Source organism: Rhodanobacter sp. B05 (assembly GCF_002001085.1).
Lineage (GTDB): Bacteria > Pseudomonadota > Gammaproteobacteria > Xanthomonadales > Rhodanobacteraceae > Rhodanobacter.
This window is the reverse complement of the sequence record NZ_MUNU01000015.1, coordinates 293,706-309,067: the sequence shown is the minus strand read 5'-3', so window position 1 is coordinate 309,067 and position 15,362 is coordinate 293,706. Positions and strand designations below refer to the sequence as shown.

The following is a 15,362-nucleotide window of genomic DNA, read 5'->3' as shown; positions in this document are numbered from 1 at the left end:
CCATGAACCAAGCCAGATTTTTCGCCCTGTGCCTGTTCTGCATGTCGCTGGCATGGAGTGTGCCGGCGGCTGCCCAAGACGGCAACGAAGCATCCGTCGACGGCGCAACCTCCTCCGCGGAGCGCATGCCGGCCTATGTGCCAAATACCCCGGAGGCCGATGGCCGGCCAGGCCAGTACTACTACATTCTTGGCGCACAGGCTTTCCAGAAACGCGAATACTCGTTTGCCGTCAACATGTACCAGGTTGCCGCCTCGTGGGCCTACAAGCCCGCGGAATTCAACCTCGGCGTGATGTACGCCCGCGGCCAGGGCATCCCGGTCGACCTTCCACGCGCCATGGCCTGGATGACGCTGGCCGCCGAACGCAACGATCCCAGCTATGTGAGGGCGCGGGAACTGGTTCGTGCGAACCTGAACCCTGCGCAGCTTGCCGAGTCCGAGACCATCCTGCAGCAGTTGACTCCACGCTACGGCGACAAGGTTGCGTTGCGCCGGGCCAAGGATCGCTGGGCCCAGGTTCGCGCCTCGATGACTGGATCGCGGGTGGGGAGCATGGCGGGCAATATGGTGTCCGGCACACCGCAGGCAGGCCCGTCGAGTCATAATCCCAAATATTCAAACAAGAAATCAACCGGAGGCATTGTTGCCGTGACTGGGGCCGCCGTGACCGGTGGCCAGAATACCGATGGATCGGTGGCCTACCGGCAGCTGGTCGCCAGCAACAACCCGTACGACCCGAAATTCATGACACCGGTCGAAACGGTCACCGTGGGACCACTCACCCCGGCAAAGACCGGTGACGCGACCCACGAAACCCACGATGCACCGAAGCCACCCAAGGCCGATACCGGCAACCCACCTTGACCGGACATCAATTCAGGCAGTGTCGTGTATCGCGTGCGGGCCTGACCTGGATCAGCGGCACCCCGGCTGGCCACGGCACCCCGGGCTCACGCTCACGGGTGCGGGTCAGTCCGGCGTGGGCTCGCCACGCAGCCTGACGTCGCCCTGTTGCAGGTCGGTCCGTTCGGCATCGGCGTCGCGCTGCGACTCGAAGAAGCGCTGCACCTGCTGACATACCGCCATGGTGTTGTCGCGGGCGATCGCCGAGACGAGGAACCACGGCTGGCTCCAGCCCAGTTCGGCGACGATCTTCCGCGCCACCTCGTCGCGCTCGCCCTCGGCCAGCATGTCGGCCTTGTTCAACACCAGCCAGCGCGGACGCTCAAGCAGCTCCGGATTGAATTTCTCAAGCTCCAGCTCGATCGCGCGGACCTGGTCGGCGACGTTGGAGCCGTCGATCGGCGCGATGTCGACCAGATGCAGCAGCAGGCTGGTACGGGCCACGTGGCGCAGGAACTGGATACCCAGGCCGGCGCCCTCGGAGGCGCCCTCGATCAGGCCGGGGATGTCGGCGATCACGAAGCTCGAATCGGTGCCCAGGCTGACCACACCCAGGTTCGGATGCAGCGTGGTGAACGGGTAATCCGCCACCCGCGGTGTCGCGGCGGACACCGCGCGAATGAAGGTGGACTTGCCGGCATTCGGAAAACCGAGCAGGCCGACATCGGCCAGCAGGCGCAGCTCCAGCTTCAGTTCGCGCACGTCGCCCGGCGTACCCGGCGTGGCCTTGCGCGGTGCCCGGTTGACCGAGGTCTTGAAATGGATGTTGCCCAGGCCGCCCTTGCCGCCCTGCGCCACCAGCATGCGCTGGCCGTGGGCGGTGAGGTCGCCGATCACTTCATCGGTATCGACATTGGTGATCATGGTGCCCACCGGCACCCGGATCGTGTGATCGTCGCCACCCTTGCCGTACATCTGGCTGCCCATGCCATTCTGGCCGCGCTGCGCCTTGAAGCTGCGCTGATGGCGGAAATCGACCAGGGTATTGAGGCCTTCGTCGGCCACCAGCCACACCGAACCGCCCGAGCCGCCGTCACCGCCATCGGGGCCGCCGAACGGGATGAACTTCTCGCGGCGAAAGCTGATGCAGCCGTTGCCGCCATCGCCGGCGTGGACTTTGATGTTTGCTTCGTCGACGAATTTCATGGGAGAGCCGGGATACGGGATTGGGGATACGGGATTGGATAAAGCGGGTAATCGTGGACATGGTACGGGACGTGGAGCGACTTGGCTTTTACGAATCCCGGTTTTCAACAGGCGGATGTCTGGCCATCCCCAATCCCGAATTCCCGCTACAAACGAAAAGCCCCGCCGAAGCGGGGCCTTCGCTATCGCATCGCGAAAGGCTTACGCCTGCACGACGTCGACGAATCGGCGGTTCTTGTCGCCGCGGACGGCGAAGTGAACCTTGCCGTCGACCAGTGCAAACAGCGTGTGGTCACGACCCAGGCCCACGCCGGTACCCGGATGGAACTGGGTGCCGCGCTGGCGAACGATGATGTTGCCGGCTTCGATGGCCTGGCCACCGTAAACCTTGACGCCGAGGTATTTCGGGTTCGAATCGCGACCGTTGCGGCTGGAACCTACGCCTTTTTTATGTGCCATGACTCAGTGCTCCGGTTGCTCAGGCGTTGATGCCCGTGATCTCGATTTCGGTGAAGTGCTGCCGATGGCCCTGCTGGCGCTTGTAGTGCTTGCGGCGGCGGAACTTGATGATGCGGATCTTGTCGGCACGGCCGTGCATGCGCACGGTGGCGCTGACGGTGGCGCCTTCGACGACCGGCGCACCGATGGTGACCGACTCGCCCGTGCCGACCAGCAACACCTGATCGAAGCTCACGGTGGCGCCTTCATCGGCGGTCAACAGCTCCACGCGCAGCACGTCGCCCTGCTGCACACGGTACTGCTTGCCACCGGTCTTGATGACTGCATAACTCATGGGAATGCCCTTCTGTCGTTATTCTCTTGGGTATCGTCATGACCCATTCGGGACTGACGAACCGCGGATTATAGCGAGCGAAGTCCGGGCTGGTCAAATACTGACCAGTCCGGTTTCACGATCCCGCTCCGGGCAGCCGCCGGGGCTCAGTGGCCGGTACCCGGCACGGTGGACGGCAGCTTGGCCTCCGGGCTGGCCGGACAGCGGCCATTGGCATCCAGTGTGCCCTTCTGCTGCAGATCCTTGATCATCGCCTCGCCGCGCTCGCGCCCCCACTGCTGGCCGATTTTCATGCCTTCGGCCATGGTCACCGGCATCTGGGTGATCACCTTCTGGCCCAGCGGGGACTTGTAGAACTTCAGCAGGCCGGCCACGTCCTCGGCCGTGAAGTGCTCCTGGTAGACCGGAACCATCTTGCCCAGCAATTGCTCGGTACCGCTGGCGTCGATGAAGTTCTGCCAGTAGGACGCGGGCACGCAGGGCACGGCCTGCCCCATGATGCCGGCCATCTGCGAGTTCATCTGGCCGAACATCTGGCTCAGGTGCATGACCTCGAACAGCTGGCGCACCTGATGGTTGCTGGGCGGCGCCGCCATCGCCTGGCCGCTTGCCCCCAGGGCGAAAGACACTCCCGCCACGATCCCGATCCATTTGCGCATGGCTCTCCTCTCCTGCCTCGGTTGACCGATGGAAACCGCCCGGAAGGCGGCGAGCGTCCATTTAGCCACAGCCACGCACGGCAGGGGAGCCCGAATTGCGGCAGGCGTTGGCGCGAGGATTCAATGAACTACCAGAACTACTTGGTATAGTAATAAATCCCCCCCATATCCGGCGTCCATGGACACCATACGCATCCGCGGCGCTCGCACGCACAACCTCAAGAACATCGACCTCGACCTGCCGCGCGACAAGCTGATCGTGATCACCGGCCTGTCCGGCTCCGGCAAATCCTCGCTGGCGTTCGACACGATCTACGCCGAAGGTCAGCGCCGCTACGTCGAATCGCTGTCGGCGTACGCGCGGCAGTTCCTGTCGATGATGGAGAAGCCCGACGTCGATCATATCGAAGGCCTGTCGCCGGCGATCTCGATCGAGCAGAAATCCACCTCGCACAACCCGCGCTCCACCGTGGGCACGATCACCGAGGTATACGACTACCTGCGCCTGCTGTACGCCCGCGTGGGCACGCCGCGCTGCCCCGACCACGGCATCCCGCTGGAGGCGCAGACGGTGAGCCAGATGGTCGACAGCACGCTGGCGCTGGATCCGGAAAAACGCTACATGCTGCTGGCACCGGTGATCCGCGAACGCAAGGGCGAGCACATGCAGGTGTTCGAGCAGATGCGCGCGCAGGGTTTCGTGCGCGCCCGCGTCGACGGCACGGTATACGACCTCGATGCGGTGCCGCCGCTGACGCTGCGCCAGAAGCACACGATCGAGGTGGTAATTGACCGCTTCCGTCCGCGTGATGACATCAAGCAGCGGCTGGCCGAGTCGTTCGAGACGGCGCTGCGGCTGGGCGACGGACTGGTGATCATCGCCAACATGGATGATGCAAAGACACCGGAACAGATGCTGTCCTCGCGCTACTCCTGCCCGGTCTGCGACTACTCGCTGCCCGAGCTGGAACCGCGGCTGTTTTCGTTCAACTCGCCGGTCGGTGCCTGCCCATCCTGCGACGGCCTCGGCGTGACCCAGGTGTTCGATGCGTCGCGCGTGGTCGGGCATCCCGAACTGTCGCTGGCGAATGGCGCGGTGCGCGGCTGGGATCGGCGCAACGCCCACTATTTCCAGTTGATCCTGTCGCTGGCGGCGCACTACGGCTTTGCCGTGGAGACGCCTTGGCAGAAGCTGCCGACGGACGTCCAGAAGGCCGTCCTGTACGGCAGCGGCAAGGACAGGATCGCGTTCAAGTACATTACCGAGCGCGGCGGCAAGGTCACCCGCGAGCACGCGTTCGAAGGCATCCTGCCGAACCTCGAGCGGCGCTACAAGGAAACCGAATCCGCCGCCGTGCGCGAGGAACTGGCCAAGTACATCAGCGACCAGCCCTGCCCCGCCTGCGAAGGCCAGCGGCTGAACCGCTCGGCGCGCAACGTGTTCGTCGCCGATCATGCGCTGCCTTCGCTCACGCATCGTTCGATCGACGACGCACTGTCGTTCTTCGAGGAACTCAAGCTCAGCGGTTGGCGCGGCGAGATCGCGGTGAAGATCGTCAAGGAGATCCGCGAACGGCTGACCTTCCTCAACGATGTCGGCCTCAACTACCTCACGCTGGATCGGCAGGCGGACAGCCTCTCCGGCGGCGAGGCGCAACGCATCCGGCTCGCCTCGCAGATCGGCGCCGGCCTGGTCGGCGTGATGTACGTGCTGGACGAACCGTCGATCGGCCTGCACCAGCGCGACAACGAACGCCTGCTCGGCACGCTGACGCGCCTGCGCGATCTCGGCAACACGGTGATCGTGGTCGAGCATGACGAGGACGCGATCCGCATGGCCGATCACGTGCTCGACATCGGACCCGGTGCCGGCGTGCACGGTGGCGAGATCGTGGCGCAAGGCAGCGTGCAGGACATGCTTGATTCGCCGCGCTCGGTCACCGGCCAGTTTCTGTCCGGCGAACGCGCGATCGAGGTGCCGAAGGAGCGCCGCCAGCCGATCGACGACGACGCCTGGCTGCACCTGAAAGGCGCCAGCGGCAACAACCTGAAAAATGTCGACCTGGCGATTCCGGCCGGCCTGTTCACCTGCATCACCGGCGTCTCCGGTTCGGGCAAGTCGACCCTGGTCAACGACACCTTGTTCCGCCTCGCCGCGATCGAATTGAATGGTGCGAGCACGCAGCCGGCGCCGTACAAATCCGTCGCCGGCATGGCGCTGTTCGACAAGGTGGTCGACATCGACCAGTCGCCGATCGGCCGCACGCCGCGTTCCAATCCCGCCACCTACACCGGCCTGTTCACGCCGCTGCGCGACATGTTCTCGCAAGTGCCCGAGGCGCGCTCGCGCGGCTACACACCGGGCCGCTTCAGTTTCAACGTGCGTGGCGGCCGCTGCGAGGCCTGCGAGGGCGACGGCATGATCAAGGTGGAAATGCACTTCCTGCCCGACGTCTACGTGCCCTGCGACCTCTGCCACGGCAAGCGCTACAACCGCGAGACGCTGGAAGTGCTGTACAAGGGACACACGATTGCCGATGTGCTCGACATGACGGTGGAGGACGCACTGAAACTGTTCGAGAACGTGCCGACCATCGCACGCAAGCTCGACACTCTGCGCGCGGTAGGCCTGGACTACATCAAGCTCGGCCAGAGCGCGACCACGCTGTCCGGTGGCGAGGCACAGCGTGTGAAGCTGTCCAAGGAGCTGTCCAAGCGCGACACCGGTCGCACCCTGTACATCCTCGACGAGCCGACCACCGGCCTGCACTTCCACGATATCGAGCAACTGCTCGATGTGCTGCACCAACTGGTCGACCAGGGCAACACGGTGGTGGTGATCGAGCACAACCTCGACGTGATCAAGACCGCCGACTGGGTCGTCGATCTCGGCCCCGAAGGTGGTGCTGGCGGCGGCCGCATCCTGGTCGCCGGCACCCCGGAAACCGTGACGGCCACGCCCGCATCGCACACCGGCCACTTTCTCGCGCCGCACCTGAAACCCGCCAAGCCGAAAAAGCCCGGTGCCGCCAAACGGGTCAAGGCCGCCACCAAACACATCGCCTCGGCCGACAAGTACAAGCCGATGCGCGGCAGGAAAAAATCCTGATGCATGCGCAACCCGCCAGCCGGTCCGGGATAGTGCTCACCGAGCCCGTCGATGAGCCCCTGTTCGTCGCCTCCGTCAACGTGCGCTGGCGCGACATGGACGCGTTCAACCACGTGAACAATTCGGTTTACCTCACTTACCTGGAGGAAGCCCGCCTGCAATGGCTGCAGCATCTGGTCATCGTCATCACCGACCACTCGGCGCCGGTGCTGGCCGCCAGCAACCTGCAATACCTGCGCCCCATCGAATGGCCTGCTGGGCTGCGCATCGAACTGCGCTGCGCGCGCCTGGGCAATAGTTCGATAACGCTGGCGCATCGCATCATCGAGGCCGACGATGCCGATACCGTGTACTGCGAGGGCGAGGTGGTGATGGTGTGGATCGATCCGTCCGCCGGCAAGTCGGTGCCTTTACCCGAAGCGATCCGCAGCGCCGCCGGTTAGCCTCCGATGCAAGCCGTGACGACCCGCACCTTGTTCACGGTCACTTCGACCGCCTCCGGCGCGACCGAAACCATCGCCGGCGCATGCCATCGCTGGCGCTTCCGGCCGCACTTCCACGCTGGCGACGAACTCGTGCAGATACTGGCCGGCCGTGCGCGGCTGCGTCTTCCCGATACCTGCCGCGAGGTCGCTGCCGGCGATATCGTCAGGGTGCCGGCAGGTGTGATCCATCGTTTCGAGCCGGCGGACGGCAGCGGCTGGGCTTTCCGTTCGCGTTTCGTGCCAGCCGCGACCAGGAGCATGTCGATAGATGAGCCCCTCCGGAAACTGCGCACGAGAGTCCGCGCCCTGCTGCGCGGACGTTCTTCGCTGCACACCGATGTGGCAGCGATCGCACAAGCCTGCGCCGTTTCCGCCGGTCACCTCGCCCGTGCGTTCCGTCGCGAGACCGGCACCAGCCTGCACAACTTCCACGTGCTGCTGGCGCTGCACCGGGCCAAGGCATTGCTGCGCGAGGGTGTACCGATCGTCGTGGCGGCACTGGACGCGGGCTTCTACGATCAGGCCCACCTCAATCGCGAATTCGTGAGGACTTTCGGCATGACTCCCGCCGCCTTTCGCGCTGGCTGGGCAGCGATCGGTCAACTCACAGCGGGCTGCTCCAGATCGAGCGCCAGATAGGCCGTGCCGGGCATCGGGTTGTCGTAATACGATGCCACCGGCAGGAAACCAAGCTCGGCATAGAGTCGCCCCGCCTGCATCGAGGCCAGCGTATCCAGCAGCGAGCGCTGATAGCCTGCACGCGCGGCCCAGTCGATCACCGCCACGGACCAGTCAGCAAGAGGATCATGATTCTTGCAAGCCGATGCTTCCCGGCCCGAAAGACAGCATGACAGCCTCAGTCGATCTTGATCGGCTCGTGCAGGCCGGGCAGCTGACAGGTGACGCCGCGCGCGGTCAGCACGTCCTCCATCACCCGCATGCCGCGGACGTATTCACCGTGCACTAGAAAAACCTTGCGCCGTGGCGCATCGCCCAGCCATGCCAGCAGTGACGGCTGGTCGGCGTGGGCCGAGAAGCCGTTGATTGTCCAGATCTTCGCGCGTACCGTGATCTCCTCGTTGAACACGCGTACGGTCGGTGCGCCATCGATGATCCGCCGCGCCAGCGTGCCCTCGGCGGCATAACCGACGAAGACCACGCTGCTGCGCTCGCGCCACAGGTTGTGCTTGAGGTGGTGGCGCACGCGCCCGCCGTTGCACATACCCGAGCCTGCGAGGATGATCGCGCCGCCCTCGATATTGTTGATCGCCATCGACTCGCTGGTTTCGCGGGTGAAGTGCAGGCCGGGCATGGCGAACGGGTCACCGTGCTGCAGCTCGTCCAGGAAGTCCTTGTCGAAGCATTCCGGGTGACGGCGGAAGATCTCGGTAGCGGAGATCGCCATCGGCGAATCCAGGAATACCTGCACGTGCGGGGGGATTGCGCCGTCGCGAATACCGCGATGCAGGTAGTAGAGAATTTCCTGGGTGCGCTCCAGCGCGAAAGTGGGGATCACCACGTTGCCGCGCCGCGTCACGGTGTCCCGGATCGCCTGGTACATCTCCTCGATCGAGTCGGGCACCGAGCGGTGCGGACGGTCGCCATAGGTACTTTCCATCACCACATAGTCGGCGGTCGGCGCCGGCGTCGGATCGCGCAGGATGGGGCGACCCGGATTGCCCAGGTCACCGGAAAACAGCATGCTGCGCTGCTGCTTGCCGTCATCCAGGTCCAGCAGGATCGAGGCCGAACCCAGGATATGGCCGGCGTCCAGGAAACGTGCACGGATGCCGTCGGCAACCTGCGCGGTTTCGTCGTAACCGACATCGGGGCCGAAGAAATCCAGTGCATGCAGGGCATCGTCCAGCGTGTACAGCGGCGGTGCGACCGACTTGCCCTGGCGGTTGCTGCGTTGTGCCCGGCGCGCGTCCTCTTCCTGGATGCCTGCCGAATCGAGCATCACCACCCGCGCCAGTTCACGGGTGGCGGCGGTGGCGAGGATGCGGCCGCGAAAACCCTGCCGCACCAGCAGCGGAATCCGCCCGCAGTGATCGAGATGCGCATGGGTCAGCAGCAATACATCGATGCTGGCCGGGTCGAAGCCGAACGGCTCGGCGTTCGCCCGTTCGGTTTCTTCATTGCCCTGGTACAGGCCGCAGTCGATCAGCACGCGCCGATCGTTGCAGGTGATCAGGTGGCAGGAGCCGGTGACCTGCTTGGCAGCCCCGTGACAGCTGTAGATGATCATGCTTTTCTTCGTCTGTCGTTGCGCAAATTGAGCGAATGCATGATCGGACTATTGCACGGCGCACACAGGGGCCATGTTGACCAATGTCAATCCGGCCGCCGCCCCGCTGGCATCGGCAGGGCTCGCCGATGGCTCGGTGTCGCCGGTGCCGAGCGTGGCCGACGGCAAGGTGCCGGCCATCGCATGGGCTATCGGGCATGTTGCGACGGATAGAACGGAAAGCACCCCACCGGGCGTAATCGCGGTTGCATTGACGAGCATCAATATGCGGGCACCGCTTGTTCCTTAGCGTTGCAGGCACCATGCATGACGCCACCACATCCACCCCTCCTCCGCAGAACTTGACCGGTAGATCGGCAGACGCGCGGCCTGGTGTGCCTGCAAGCCAGGCAGAAGGGCTGTCAGAACGCGAAGCTCGGAATCGACAGGCTCAGTATGGGCCGAATGAAGCACGTCCTGTCGGCCATGGCGGCCCTGTTGCGGCCCTGCTCTTGCTGTTCACCAATCCACTGGTAGTCATCTTGTTGCTGGCGGCCGGCGTCTCCGGATTCCTCGGGGATAAAGTCGGCGCCACCATTATCGCGGCCATGGTGATCCTCAGTGTTGCCCTCAATTTCGCACTGAGCTATCGCTCCCAGCGCGCAGCCAATCGTCTGCGTGACGAGATCGCCCCCATGGCCACCGTCTGCCGTGATGGCCGCTGGCAGGAACGGCCCCGCCGTGACCTGGTGCCGGGCGACCTGATTCGGCTGGCTGCGGGAGATCGGGTGCCCGCTGATTCGCGCCTGATCACCGCGCGCGACTTGCATGTGCTGCAAGCCGCGCTCACTGGCGAGTCGATACCGGTGGAAAAGGAAGTGGTCGATGAACCAGATGGCCCGGATCGAAGCGCCGATGCGCGGCATCTGGTCTTTCTCGGCACGTCGGTGGTCGCCGGTACGGCGACTGCACTCGTCTTTGCCACCGGCCGCCACACCGCTTTCGGTGACGTCGCCGAGGCGCTGGCCGAGCGTCCGCCGCCCACGGAATTCGAGCGCGGTCTGAGCGCCTTTTCCCGGCTCATCATGTACACGATGGTGTTCCTGCTGCTCGCCGTGCTGCTGATCGGCATCGCCATGCATCGGCCACCGCTGCAAACCCTGCTGTTCGCACTGGCCCTGGCGGTCGGCCTCACGCCCGAGTTCATGCCGATGATCACCACGGTCACCCTGGCGCGGGGGGCCATGCGCATGGCGAGCCAGCGGGTCATCGTGAAGCATCTCGCTGCCATTGAAGACTTTGGCAGCATGACGGTACTTCTGAGCGACAAGACCGGCACGCTGACCAGCGGCGAAACGTCACTGGCTTCAACGGTGGATCCATTCGGCGACGCGTCCGAACGACCGCACCTTCTGGCTTATCTGAACGCGTCGTTCGAAACCGGTATCCGCAGTCCGCTCGACACGGCGATATTGAGCCTTCAAACCCTCGCGGTGAACGAGTACCGCAAGCTGGACGAGATTCCGTTCGATTTCGAGCGGCGCCGGCTATCCGTGGTCGTCGAGCACGACGAGGAACGACTGCTCATCGTCAAGGGGGCGCCGGAGTCGGTGATCACCCAATGCACGCGGTATGAGGTGGAAGGGGTTGTACGTCGGATCAATGCCGCATCGATGGAGCGCTGCATGCGTACCCACGAGTCATTTGGCGAGCAGGGGTTGCGCGTGCTTGCCGTGGCCTATCGCAACGTTCCAGCACAGGAGCGCTACACCACTGGCGACGAAACCGAGCTGACGCTTGCCGGGTTCGCACTGTTCTCCGACCCCGTCATACCCGGCGTGGCGGAATGTCTGCACGCGCTGGCCGACGACGGCGTAACGGTGAAGATCCTGACCGGCGACAACGAGCGCGTGGCGCGCCATGTCTGCGCGCAGGTCGGGATCGACGTCGACCGGGTGGTCACCGGTACGGAGATCGAGAGCCTGGGCGAAACCGCACTCGGCATTCTGGCCGAGCGGACCAGCATCTTCGCCAGAGTCAACCCGGCGCAGAAGCACCGCATCGTGCTTGCCCTCAAGGCACGCAATTGCGTGGTCGGTTTCCTTGGGGACGGCATCAACGATGCGCCTTCGCTGCATGCCGCTGATGTCGGCATTTCCGTCGCCAGCGCCGTGGACGTTGCCAGGGAAGCCGCGGATATCGTGCTGCGCGACCGCGACCTCAAGGCACTGCATGCCGGTGTCATCGAAGGGCGAAGAGCGTTCACGAATGTCATGAAGTACCTGCTCATGGGCACGAGCTCGAACTTCGGCAACATGTTCAGCATGGCGGCGGGTGCCCTGTTTCTGCCATTCCTGCCCATGCTTCCGACCCAGATCCTGCTGAACAATTTCCTGTACGACATGGCGCAGACCACCATCCCGACAGACAATGTGGACAGCGCGCAACTGCGTCGACCGCGACGCTGGAGCGTCGCCCTCATTCGGCGCTTCATGCTCGGTATCGGACCGATCAGCTCGCTCTACGACTTCCTTACCTTCTACGTCCTGCTGCACTGGCTGCATGCATCGGAAGCGGCGTTTCATACCGGCTGGTTCATCGAGTCGCTCGCCACCCAGACGCTGGTGCTGTTCGTTATCCGCACCGCACGCAATCCGTTGCGAAGCCGGCCAAGCAAGGCCATGATCATTAGCGTGCTGCTGGCTATTGCCATCGGCATTCTTCTTCCCATGACGCCGCTGGCGACCGACCTCGGCTTTGTTCTTCTGCCACCCGCGTTCTTTGGGTTCCTGACGGCGGCGACGGCGACTTACCTGCTGCTGGTCGAAATGGCCAAGCGGCGATTCATGCGCTCCGATGACGACATTTCGAACGCGTAGGTTCGCTCGACGAAACCGGGATGTGGTCAGCACGCTCCTTCTGACGGGACTTCGCACGCGAATCAAGGCGACTGCGGCAAGCGCGCTGACAGACGGTGCGCCGCAGGCCGCCGTCCCGGGTAGCGATGGTTTCCATCCATCGAAAAGGTGGACGATCAGCCGTTCGGCAACCGGGTGATGAGTCCGCATTCCCTTGATGCAGATCAAACCCGCCCTTTTCGTCCGCATGAATATAAGGCCATTGGTGACGCGTGGAGGTAGCCATGCCGCCCACCCATTCGGAGGCACCATGCCAAACCCACTGTCACTCAAACAGCTGCAGAAGATGGACGCTTATTGGCGCGCCGCCAATTACCTCTCCGTCGGCCAGATCTACCTGCGCGGCAACCCGCTGCTGGAAGAGCCGCTGAAGCGCGAGCACATCAAGCCGCGCCTGCTCGGTCACTGGGGCACCACGCCGGGCCTGAACATGCTGTATGTGCATGCAAACCGGCTGATCAAGCAGCACGACCTGAACATGATCTTCATCACCGGCCCGGGCCATGGCGGACCGGGGCTGGTGGCGCAGACCTATCTGGAAGGCTCCTACACCGAACGCTATCCGGCGATCGAGCGCAACCAGGACGGCATGCGGCGCTTGTTCCGCCAATTTTCCTGGCCATATGGCGTGCCCAGCCATGTTTCTCCGGATACCCCCGGCTCGATCCACGAAGGTGGAGAACTGGGTTACTCGCTGGCGCATGCGTTCGGCGCGGCGTTCGACAATCCGGATCTGATCGTCACCTGCGTGGTGGGTGACGGCGAGGCGGAAACCGGAGCGCTGGCGACCAGCTGGCACTCGAACAAGTTTCTCAATCCGGCACGCGACGGTGCGGTGCTGCCGATTCTTCATCTGAACGGTTTCAAGATCGCCAACCCAACCATTCTCTCGCGCATCAGTCGCGAGGAACTGCTGGACCTGTTCCGCGGCTATGGCTACGAGCCCTTTTTCGTCGAAGGCAGCGACCCGGCTGCCGTTCATCAGGATCTTGCTGCCACGCTCGACGAGATCCTCGCCAGGATCCGGAGCATTCAGCAGACGGCGCGCGCGAAAAACGCAACAATCGAGCGCCCGCGTTGGCCGATGCTGATCTTCCGCACGCCGAAAGGCTGGACCGGACCGAAGACCGTCGATGGACTGCCGGTCGAAGGCACCTGGCGTGCGCATCAGGTGCCGATCGCGCAGTTCGACAAACCCGAGCACGTCGCACAGCTCGAAGCCTGGATGAAGAGTTATCAGCCGGAAGAACTCTTCGACGGTACCGGCCAGTTCCGCCATGAACTGGCCGCCATCGCACCGACCGGGCATCGTCGCATGGGCTCCAATCCTCACGCCAATGGCGGGGAACTGCTGAAGCCGCTGCTGATGCCGCATTTTCGCGACCATGCCGTGATGGTCGACACGCCAGGGGCGGTCGAAGCCGAGTCGACACGCGTGCTCGGCGGCTTTCTGCGCGAAGTCATGCGCCTCAACCTGGACAACCGGAATTTCCGCCTGTTCGGGCCGGACGAAACCGCGTCCAACCGACTGGATGCGGTGTATGAAGTCACAGGCAAGGAATGGATGGGTGACATCGACCCGGTCGATGACCATCTCAGCGCCGATGGCCGCGTCATGGAAGTTCTTAGCGAGCATCTATGCGAGGGTTGGCTGGAGGGCTATCTGCTCACCGGCCGCCATGGTTTCTTTTCCTGCTATGAAGCGTTCATTCACATCATCGATTCGATGTTCAACCAGCATGCCAAGTGGCTGAAGGTCACGCGCCATATTCCGTGGCGCTCGCCGGTGGCGTCATTGAATTACCTGCTCACCTCGCACGTCTGGCGGCAGGACCATAACGGCACGTCGCACCAGGATCCCGGCTTCCTCGATATCGTCGCGAACAAGAAGTCGGAAGTCGTGCGCATCTACCTGCCGCCCGACGCCAACTGCCTGCTGTCGGTGGCCGATCATTGCCTGCGCAGCCGCGACTACATCAACCTGATCGTGGCCGGCAAGCAGCCGGAATGGCAGTGGCTGGACATCGACGCCGCCGCGAAGCACTGCGCCGCCGGCGCCGGCATCTGGGAATGGGCAAGCAACGATGGCGGCGACCCGGATGTCGTGATGGCCTGCGCGGGCGACGTGCCGACGCTCGAATGCCTGGCGGCCGTGACCCTATTGCGCGGCTTCATTCCGGACATCCGTATCCGCGTCGTCAACGTGGTGGACCTGATGGTGCTGCAACCGCAATCGGAACATCCGCACGGGTTGTCGGACCCTGATTTCGACGCACTGTTCACCGCGGACAGGCCGGTGATCTTCGCCTTCCATGGCTACCCCTCGCTGATTCACAAGCTGGCTTATCGCCGGCGCAATCACGACAACATCCATGTCCGTGGTTACAAGGACGAAGGTACCACCACCACGCCGTTCGACATGGTGGTGTTGAACAATCTCGATCGTTACCAACTGGCACTGGATGCCATCACGCGCGTGCACCGCTTCGGCGCCTATGTCGAGCAGGCCACCGAGCGGTACTGGGCAATCATGGAACGGCACAAGCTCTATATCAGCGAGCATGGTGAGGATATGCCGGAGGTAGCTTCGTGGCATTGGCCGGCACACGGCCCCGCGTGCTGATCGCCCTTCTGTAGCCCAGTTGATGTGCACATCCCATGCCGATGTGCACGTCACACGCGGTTCGTCTCAGGATTTCTTCTGTGTATACGAACTGCACCAGCCTTTCGCATTGACGGCCTTGCCCGGGAACAACTGGCAGGGGCCATAGCCGTCCGCTGCACCTGTGTAGAACTGACAGTTGGCGCAAGTACTCCCGGCTTTATACAAGGGGTTCCTGGTTGTACTGGCATCCTCGACATAGCCAAGCGCCTTGGCGGTGGGGTCGGAATCGGTCAGGTGCAGCATGTCGGCAGCACGCACAAGCCCTGCGATGCTTGCCAGGGCGGCCGTTGCGGACATGGCCACTGCCATCTTCAGAAATTGACGGCGGGACTCCAGATTTTTCTCACGATGTGTCATGGGTGTTCTCCATCAGTACTCGGTTGACCCGGGCTCGCGCGCACGAGGCTGACCCACGTTTGCGATGGGCTCGATGGCCACGATATTTGCGTTGTACC

General features: G+C 63.7%; 14 protein-coding genes. 7 read left to right on the top strand and 7 right to left on the bottom strand.

Annotated features, from left to right (window positions below; translation table 11 throughout):
• The first annotated feature begins 41 nt into the window (after positions 1-41).
• Positions 42-866 (top strand): sel1 repeat family protein, encoded by an 825-nt coding sequence (locus B0E47_RS10120; RefSeq protein WP_077514121.1) that lies wholly within the window; start codon positions 42-44, stop codon positions 864-866.
• A gap of 105 nt (positions 867-971) precedes the next feature.
• Here B0E47_RS10120 and cgtA read toward each other — a convergent pair whose 3' ends face one another.
• From cgtA to B0E47_RS10100, 4 genes are all read right to left on the bottom strand, one after another.
• Positions 972-2,051, bottom strand: a complete 1,080-nt coding sequence (gene cgtA / locus B0E47_RS10115) for an Obg family GTPase CgtA (RefSeq protein WP_077514120.1) — start codon at positions 2,049-2,051, stop codon at positions 972-974.
• Between the two features lie 201 nt (positions 2,052-2,252).
• Positions 2,253-2,510: a 50S ribosomal protein L27 gene (rpmA, locus tag B0E47_RS10110; protein WP_077514119.1), complete on the bottom strand. Its 258-nt coding sequence runs from the start codon at positions 2,508-2,510 to the stop codon at positions 2,253-2,255.
• A 19-nt stretch (positions 2,511-2,529) separates the two neighbouring features.
• Positions 2,530-2,844, bottom strand: a complete 315-nt coding sequence (gene rplU, locus B0E47_RS10105; RefSeq protein ID WP_077514118.1) for a 50S ribosomal protein L21 — start codon at positions 2,842-2,844, stop codon at positions 2,530-2,532.
• A gap of 146 nt (positions 2,845-2,990) precedes the next feature.
• Positions 2,991-3,503: a DUF2059 domain-containing protein gene (locus B0E47_RS10100; protein ID WP_077514117.1), complete on the bottom strand. Its 513-nt coding sequence runs from the start codon at positions 3,501-3,503 to the stop codon at positions 2,991-2,993.
• A 178-nt stretch (positions 3,504-3,681) separates the two neighbouring features.
• On the opposite strand from B0E47_RS10100, the gene uvrA reads away from it, so the two are divergent.
• From uvrA to B0E47_RS10085, 3 genes are read left to right on the top strand one after another with little or no spacing between them, the layout of a single operon-like run.
• The gene (gene uvrA / locus B0E47_RS10095) at positions 3,682-6,612 is read left to right on the top strand and encodes an excinuclease ABC subunit UvrA (RefSeq protein WP_077514116.1); all 2,931 of its coding nucleotides are present in this window, start codon (positions 3,682-3,684) and stop codon (positions 6,610-6,612) included.
• Positions 6,612-7,055: a thioesterase family protein gene (locus B0E47_RS10090; protein ID WP_077514115.1), complete on the top strand. Its 444-nt coding sequence runs from the start codon at positions 6,612-6,614 to the stop codon at positions 7,053-7,055. The genes uvrA and B0E47_RS10090 overlap by 1 nt, the downstream gene beginning before the upstream one ends.
• A 6-nt stretch (positions 7,056-7,061) precedes the next feature.
• Positions 7,062-7,736, top strand: a complete 675-nt coding sequence (locus tag B0E47_RS10085) for an AraC family transcriptional regulator (RefSeq protein WP_077514114.1) — start codon at positions 7,062-7,064, stop codon at positions 7,734-7,736.
• Here B0E47_RS10085 and B0E47_RS10080 read toward each other — a convergent pair.
• Entirely contained in the window at positions 7,697-7,882 is a 186-nt protein-coding gene (locus tag B0E47_RS10080; RefSeq protein ID WP_077514113.1) for a hypothetical protein, read from the bottom strand. The two genes, B0E47_RS10085 and B0E47_RS10080, sit on opposite strands and share 40 nt — an antisense overlap.
• Positions 7,883-7,953: 71 nt before the next feature.
• Positions 7,954-9,345, bottom strand: a complete 1,392-nt coding sequence (locus tag B0E47_RS10075) for an MBL fold metallo-hydrolase (RefSeq protein WP_077514112.1) — start codon at positions 9,343-9,345, stop codon at positions 7,954-7,956.
• A gap of 73 nt (positions 9,346-9,418) precedes the next feature.
• Here B0E47_RS10075 and B0E47_RS16845 point away from each other — a divergent pair, with 73 nt between their 5' ends.
• The 3 genes from B0E47_RS16845 (at position 9,419) to B0E47_RS10065 (ending at position 14,865) form a co-directional block, all read left to right on the top strand.
• A complete protein-coding gene (locus tag B0E47_RS16845) occupies positions 9,419-9,634 on the top strand; it encodes a hypothetical protein (protein WP_139351417.1) in 216 nt (71 codons plus the stop codon).
• Between the two features lie 13 nt (positions 9,635-9,647).
• Positions 9,648-12,203 (top strand): magnesium-translocating P-type ATPase, encoded by a 2,556-nt coding sequence (mgtA, locus tag B0E47_RS10070; RefSeq protein WP_077514111.1) that lies wholly within the window; start codon positions 9,648-9,650, stop codon positions 12,201-12,203.
• A 289-nt stretch (positions 12,204-12,492) separates the two neighbouring features.
• Entirely contained in the window at positions 12,493-14,865 is a 2,373-nt protein-coding gene (locus tag B0E47_RS10065) for a phosphoketolase family protein (RefSeq protein ID WP_077514110.1), read from the top strand.
• A 66-nt stretch (positions 14,866-14,931) separates the two neighbouring features.
• Here the strand turns inward: B0E47_RS10065 and B0E47_RS10060 are convergent, their stop codons facing one another.
• Positions 14,932-15,264, bottom strand: a complete 333-nt coding sequence (locus B0E47_RS10060; RefSeq protein WP_077514109.1) for a high-potential iron-sulfur protein — start codon at positions 15,262-15,264, stop codon at positions 14,932-14,934.
• Positions 15,265-15,362 lie beyond the last annotated feature (98 nt).

Bases quoted from the DNA above. Each gene is read 5' to 3' on its own strand.
- B0E47_RS10120 (WP_077514121.1), top strand. From the start codon at position 42: ATGTCGCTGGCATGGAGTGTGCCGGCGGCTGCCCAAGACGGCAACGAA.
- cgtA (WP_077514120.1), bottom strand. From the start codon at position 2,051: ATGAAATTCGTCGACGAAGCAAACATCAAAGTCCACGCCGGCGATGGC.
- rpmA (WP_077514119.1), bottom strand. From the start codon at position 2,510: ATGGCACATAAAAAAGGCGTAGGTTCCAGCCGCAACGGTCGCGATTCG.
- rplU (WP_077514118.1), bottom strand. From the start codon at position 2,844: ATGAGTTATGCAGTCATCAAGACCGGTGGCAAGCAGTACCGTGTGCAG.
- B0E47_RS10100 (WP_077514117.1), bottom strand. From the start codon at position 3,503: ATGCGCAAATGGATCGGGATCGTGGCGGGAGTGTCTTTCGCCCTGGGG.
- uvrA (WP_077514116.1), top strand. From the start codon at position 3,682: ATGGACACCATACGCATCCGCGGCGCTCGCACGCACAACCTCAAGAAC.
- B0E47_RS10090 (WP_077514115.1), top strand. From the start codon at position 6,612: ATGCATGCGCAACCCGCCAGCCGGTCCGGGATAGTGCTCACCGAGCCC.
- B0E47_RS10085 (WP_077514114.1), top strand. From the start codon at position 7,062: ATGCAAGCCGTGACGACCCGCACCTTGTTCACGGTCACTTCGACCGCC.
- B0E47_RS10075 (WP_077514112.1), bottom strand. From the start codon at position 9,345: ATGATCATCTACAGCTGTCACGGGGCTGCCAAGCAGGTCACCGGCTCC.
- B0E47_RS16845 (WP_139351417.1), top strand. From the start codon at position 9,419: ATGTTGACCAATGTCAATCCGGCCGCCGCCCCGCTGGCATCGGCAGGG.
- mgtA (WP_077514111.1), top strand. From the start codon at position 9,648: ATGCATGACGCCACCACATCCACCCCTCCTCCGCAGAACTTGACCGGT.
- B0E47_RS10065 (WP_077514110.1), top strand. From the start codon at position 12,493: ATGCCAAACCCACTGTCACTCAAACAGCTGCAGAAGATGGACGCTTAT.
- B0E47_RS10060 (WP_077514109.1), bottom strand. From the start codon at position 15,264: ATGACACATCGTGAGAAAAATCTGGAGTCCCGCCGTCAATTTCTGAAG.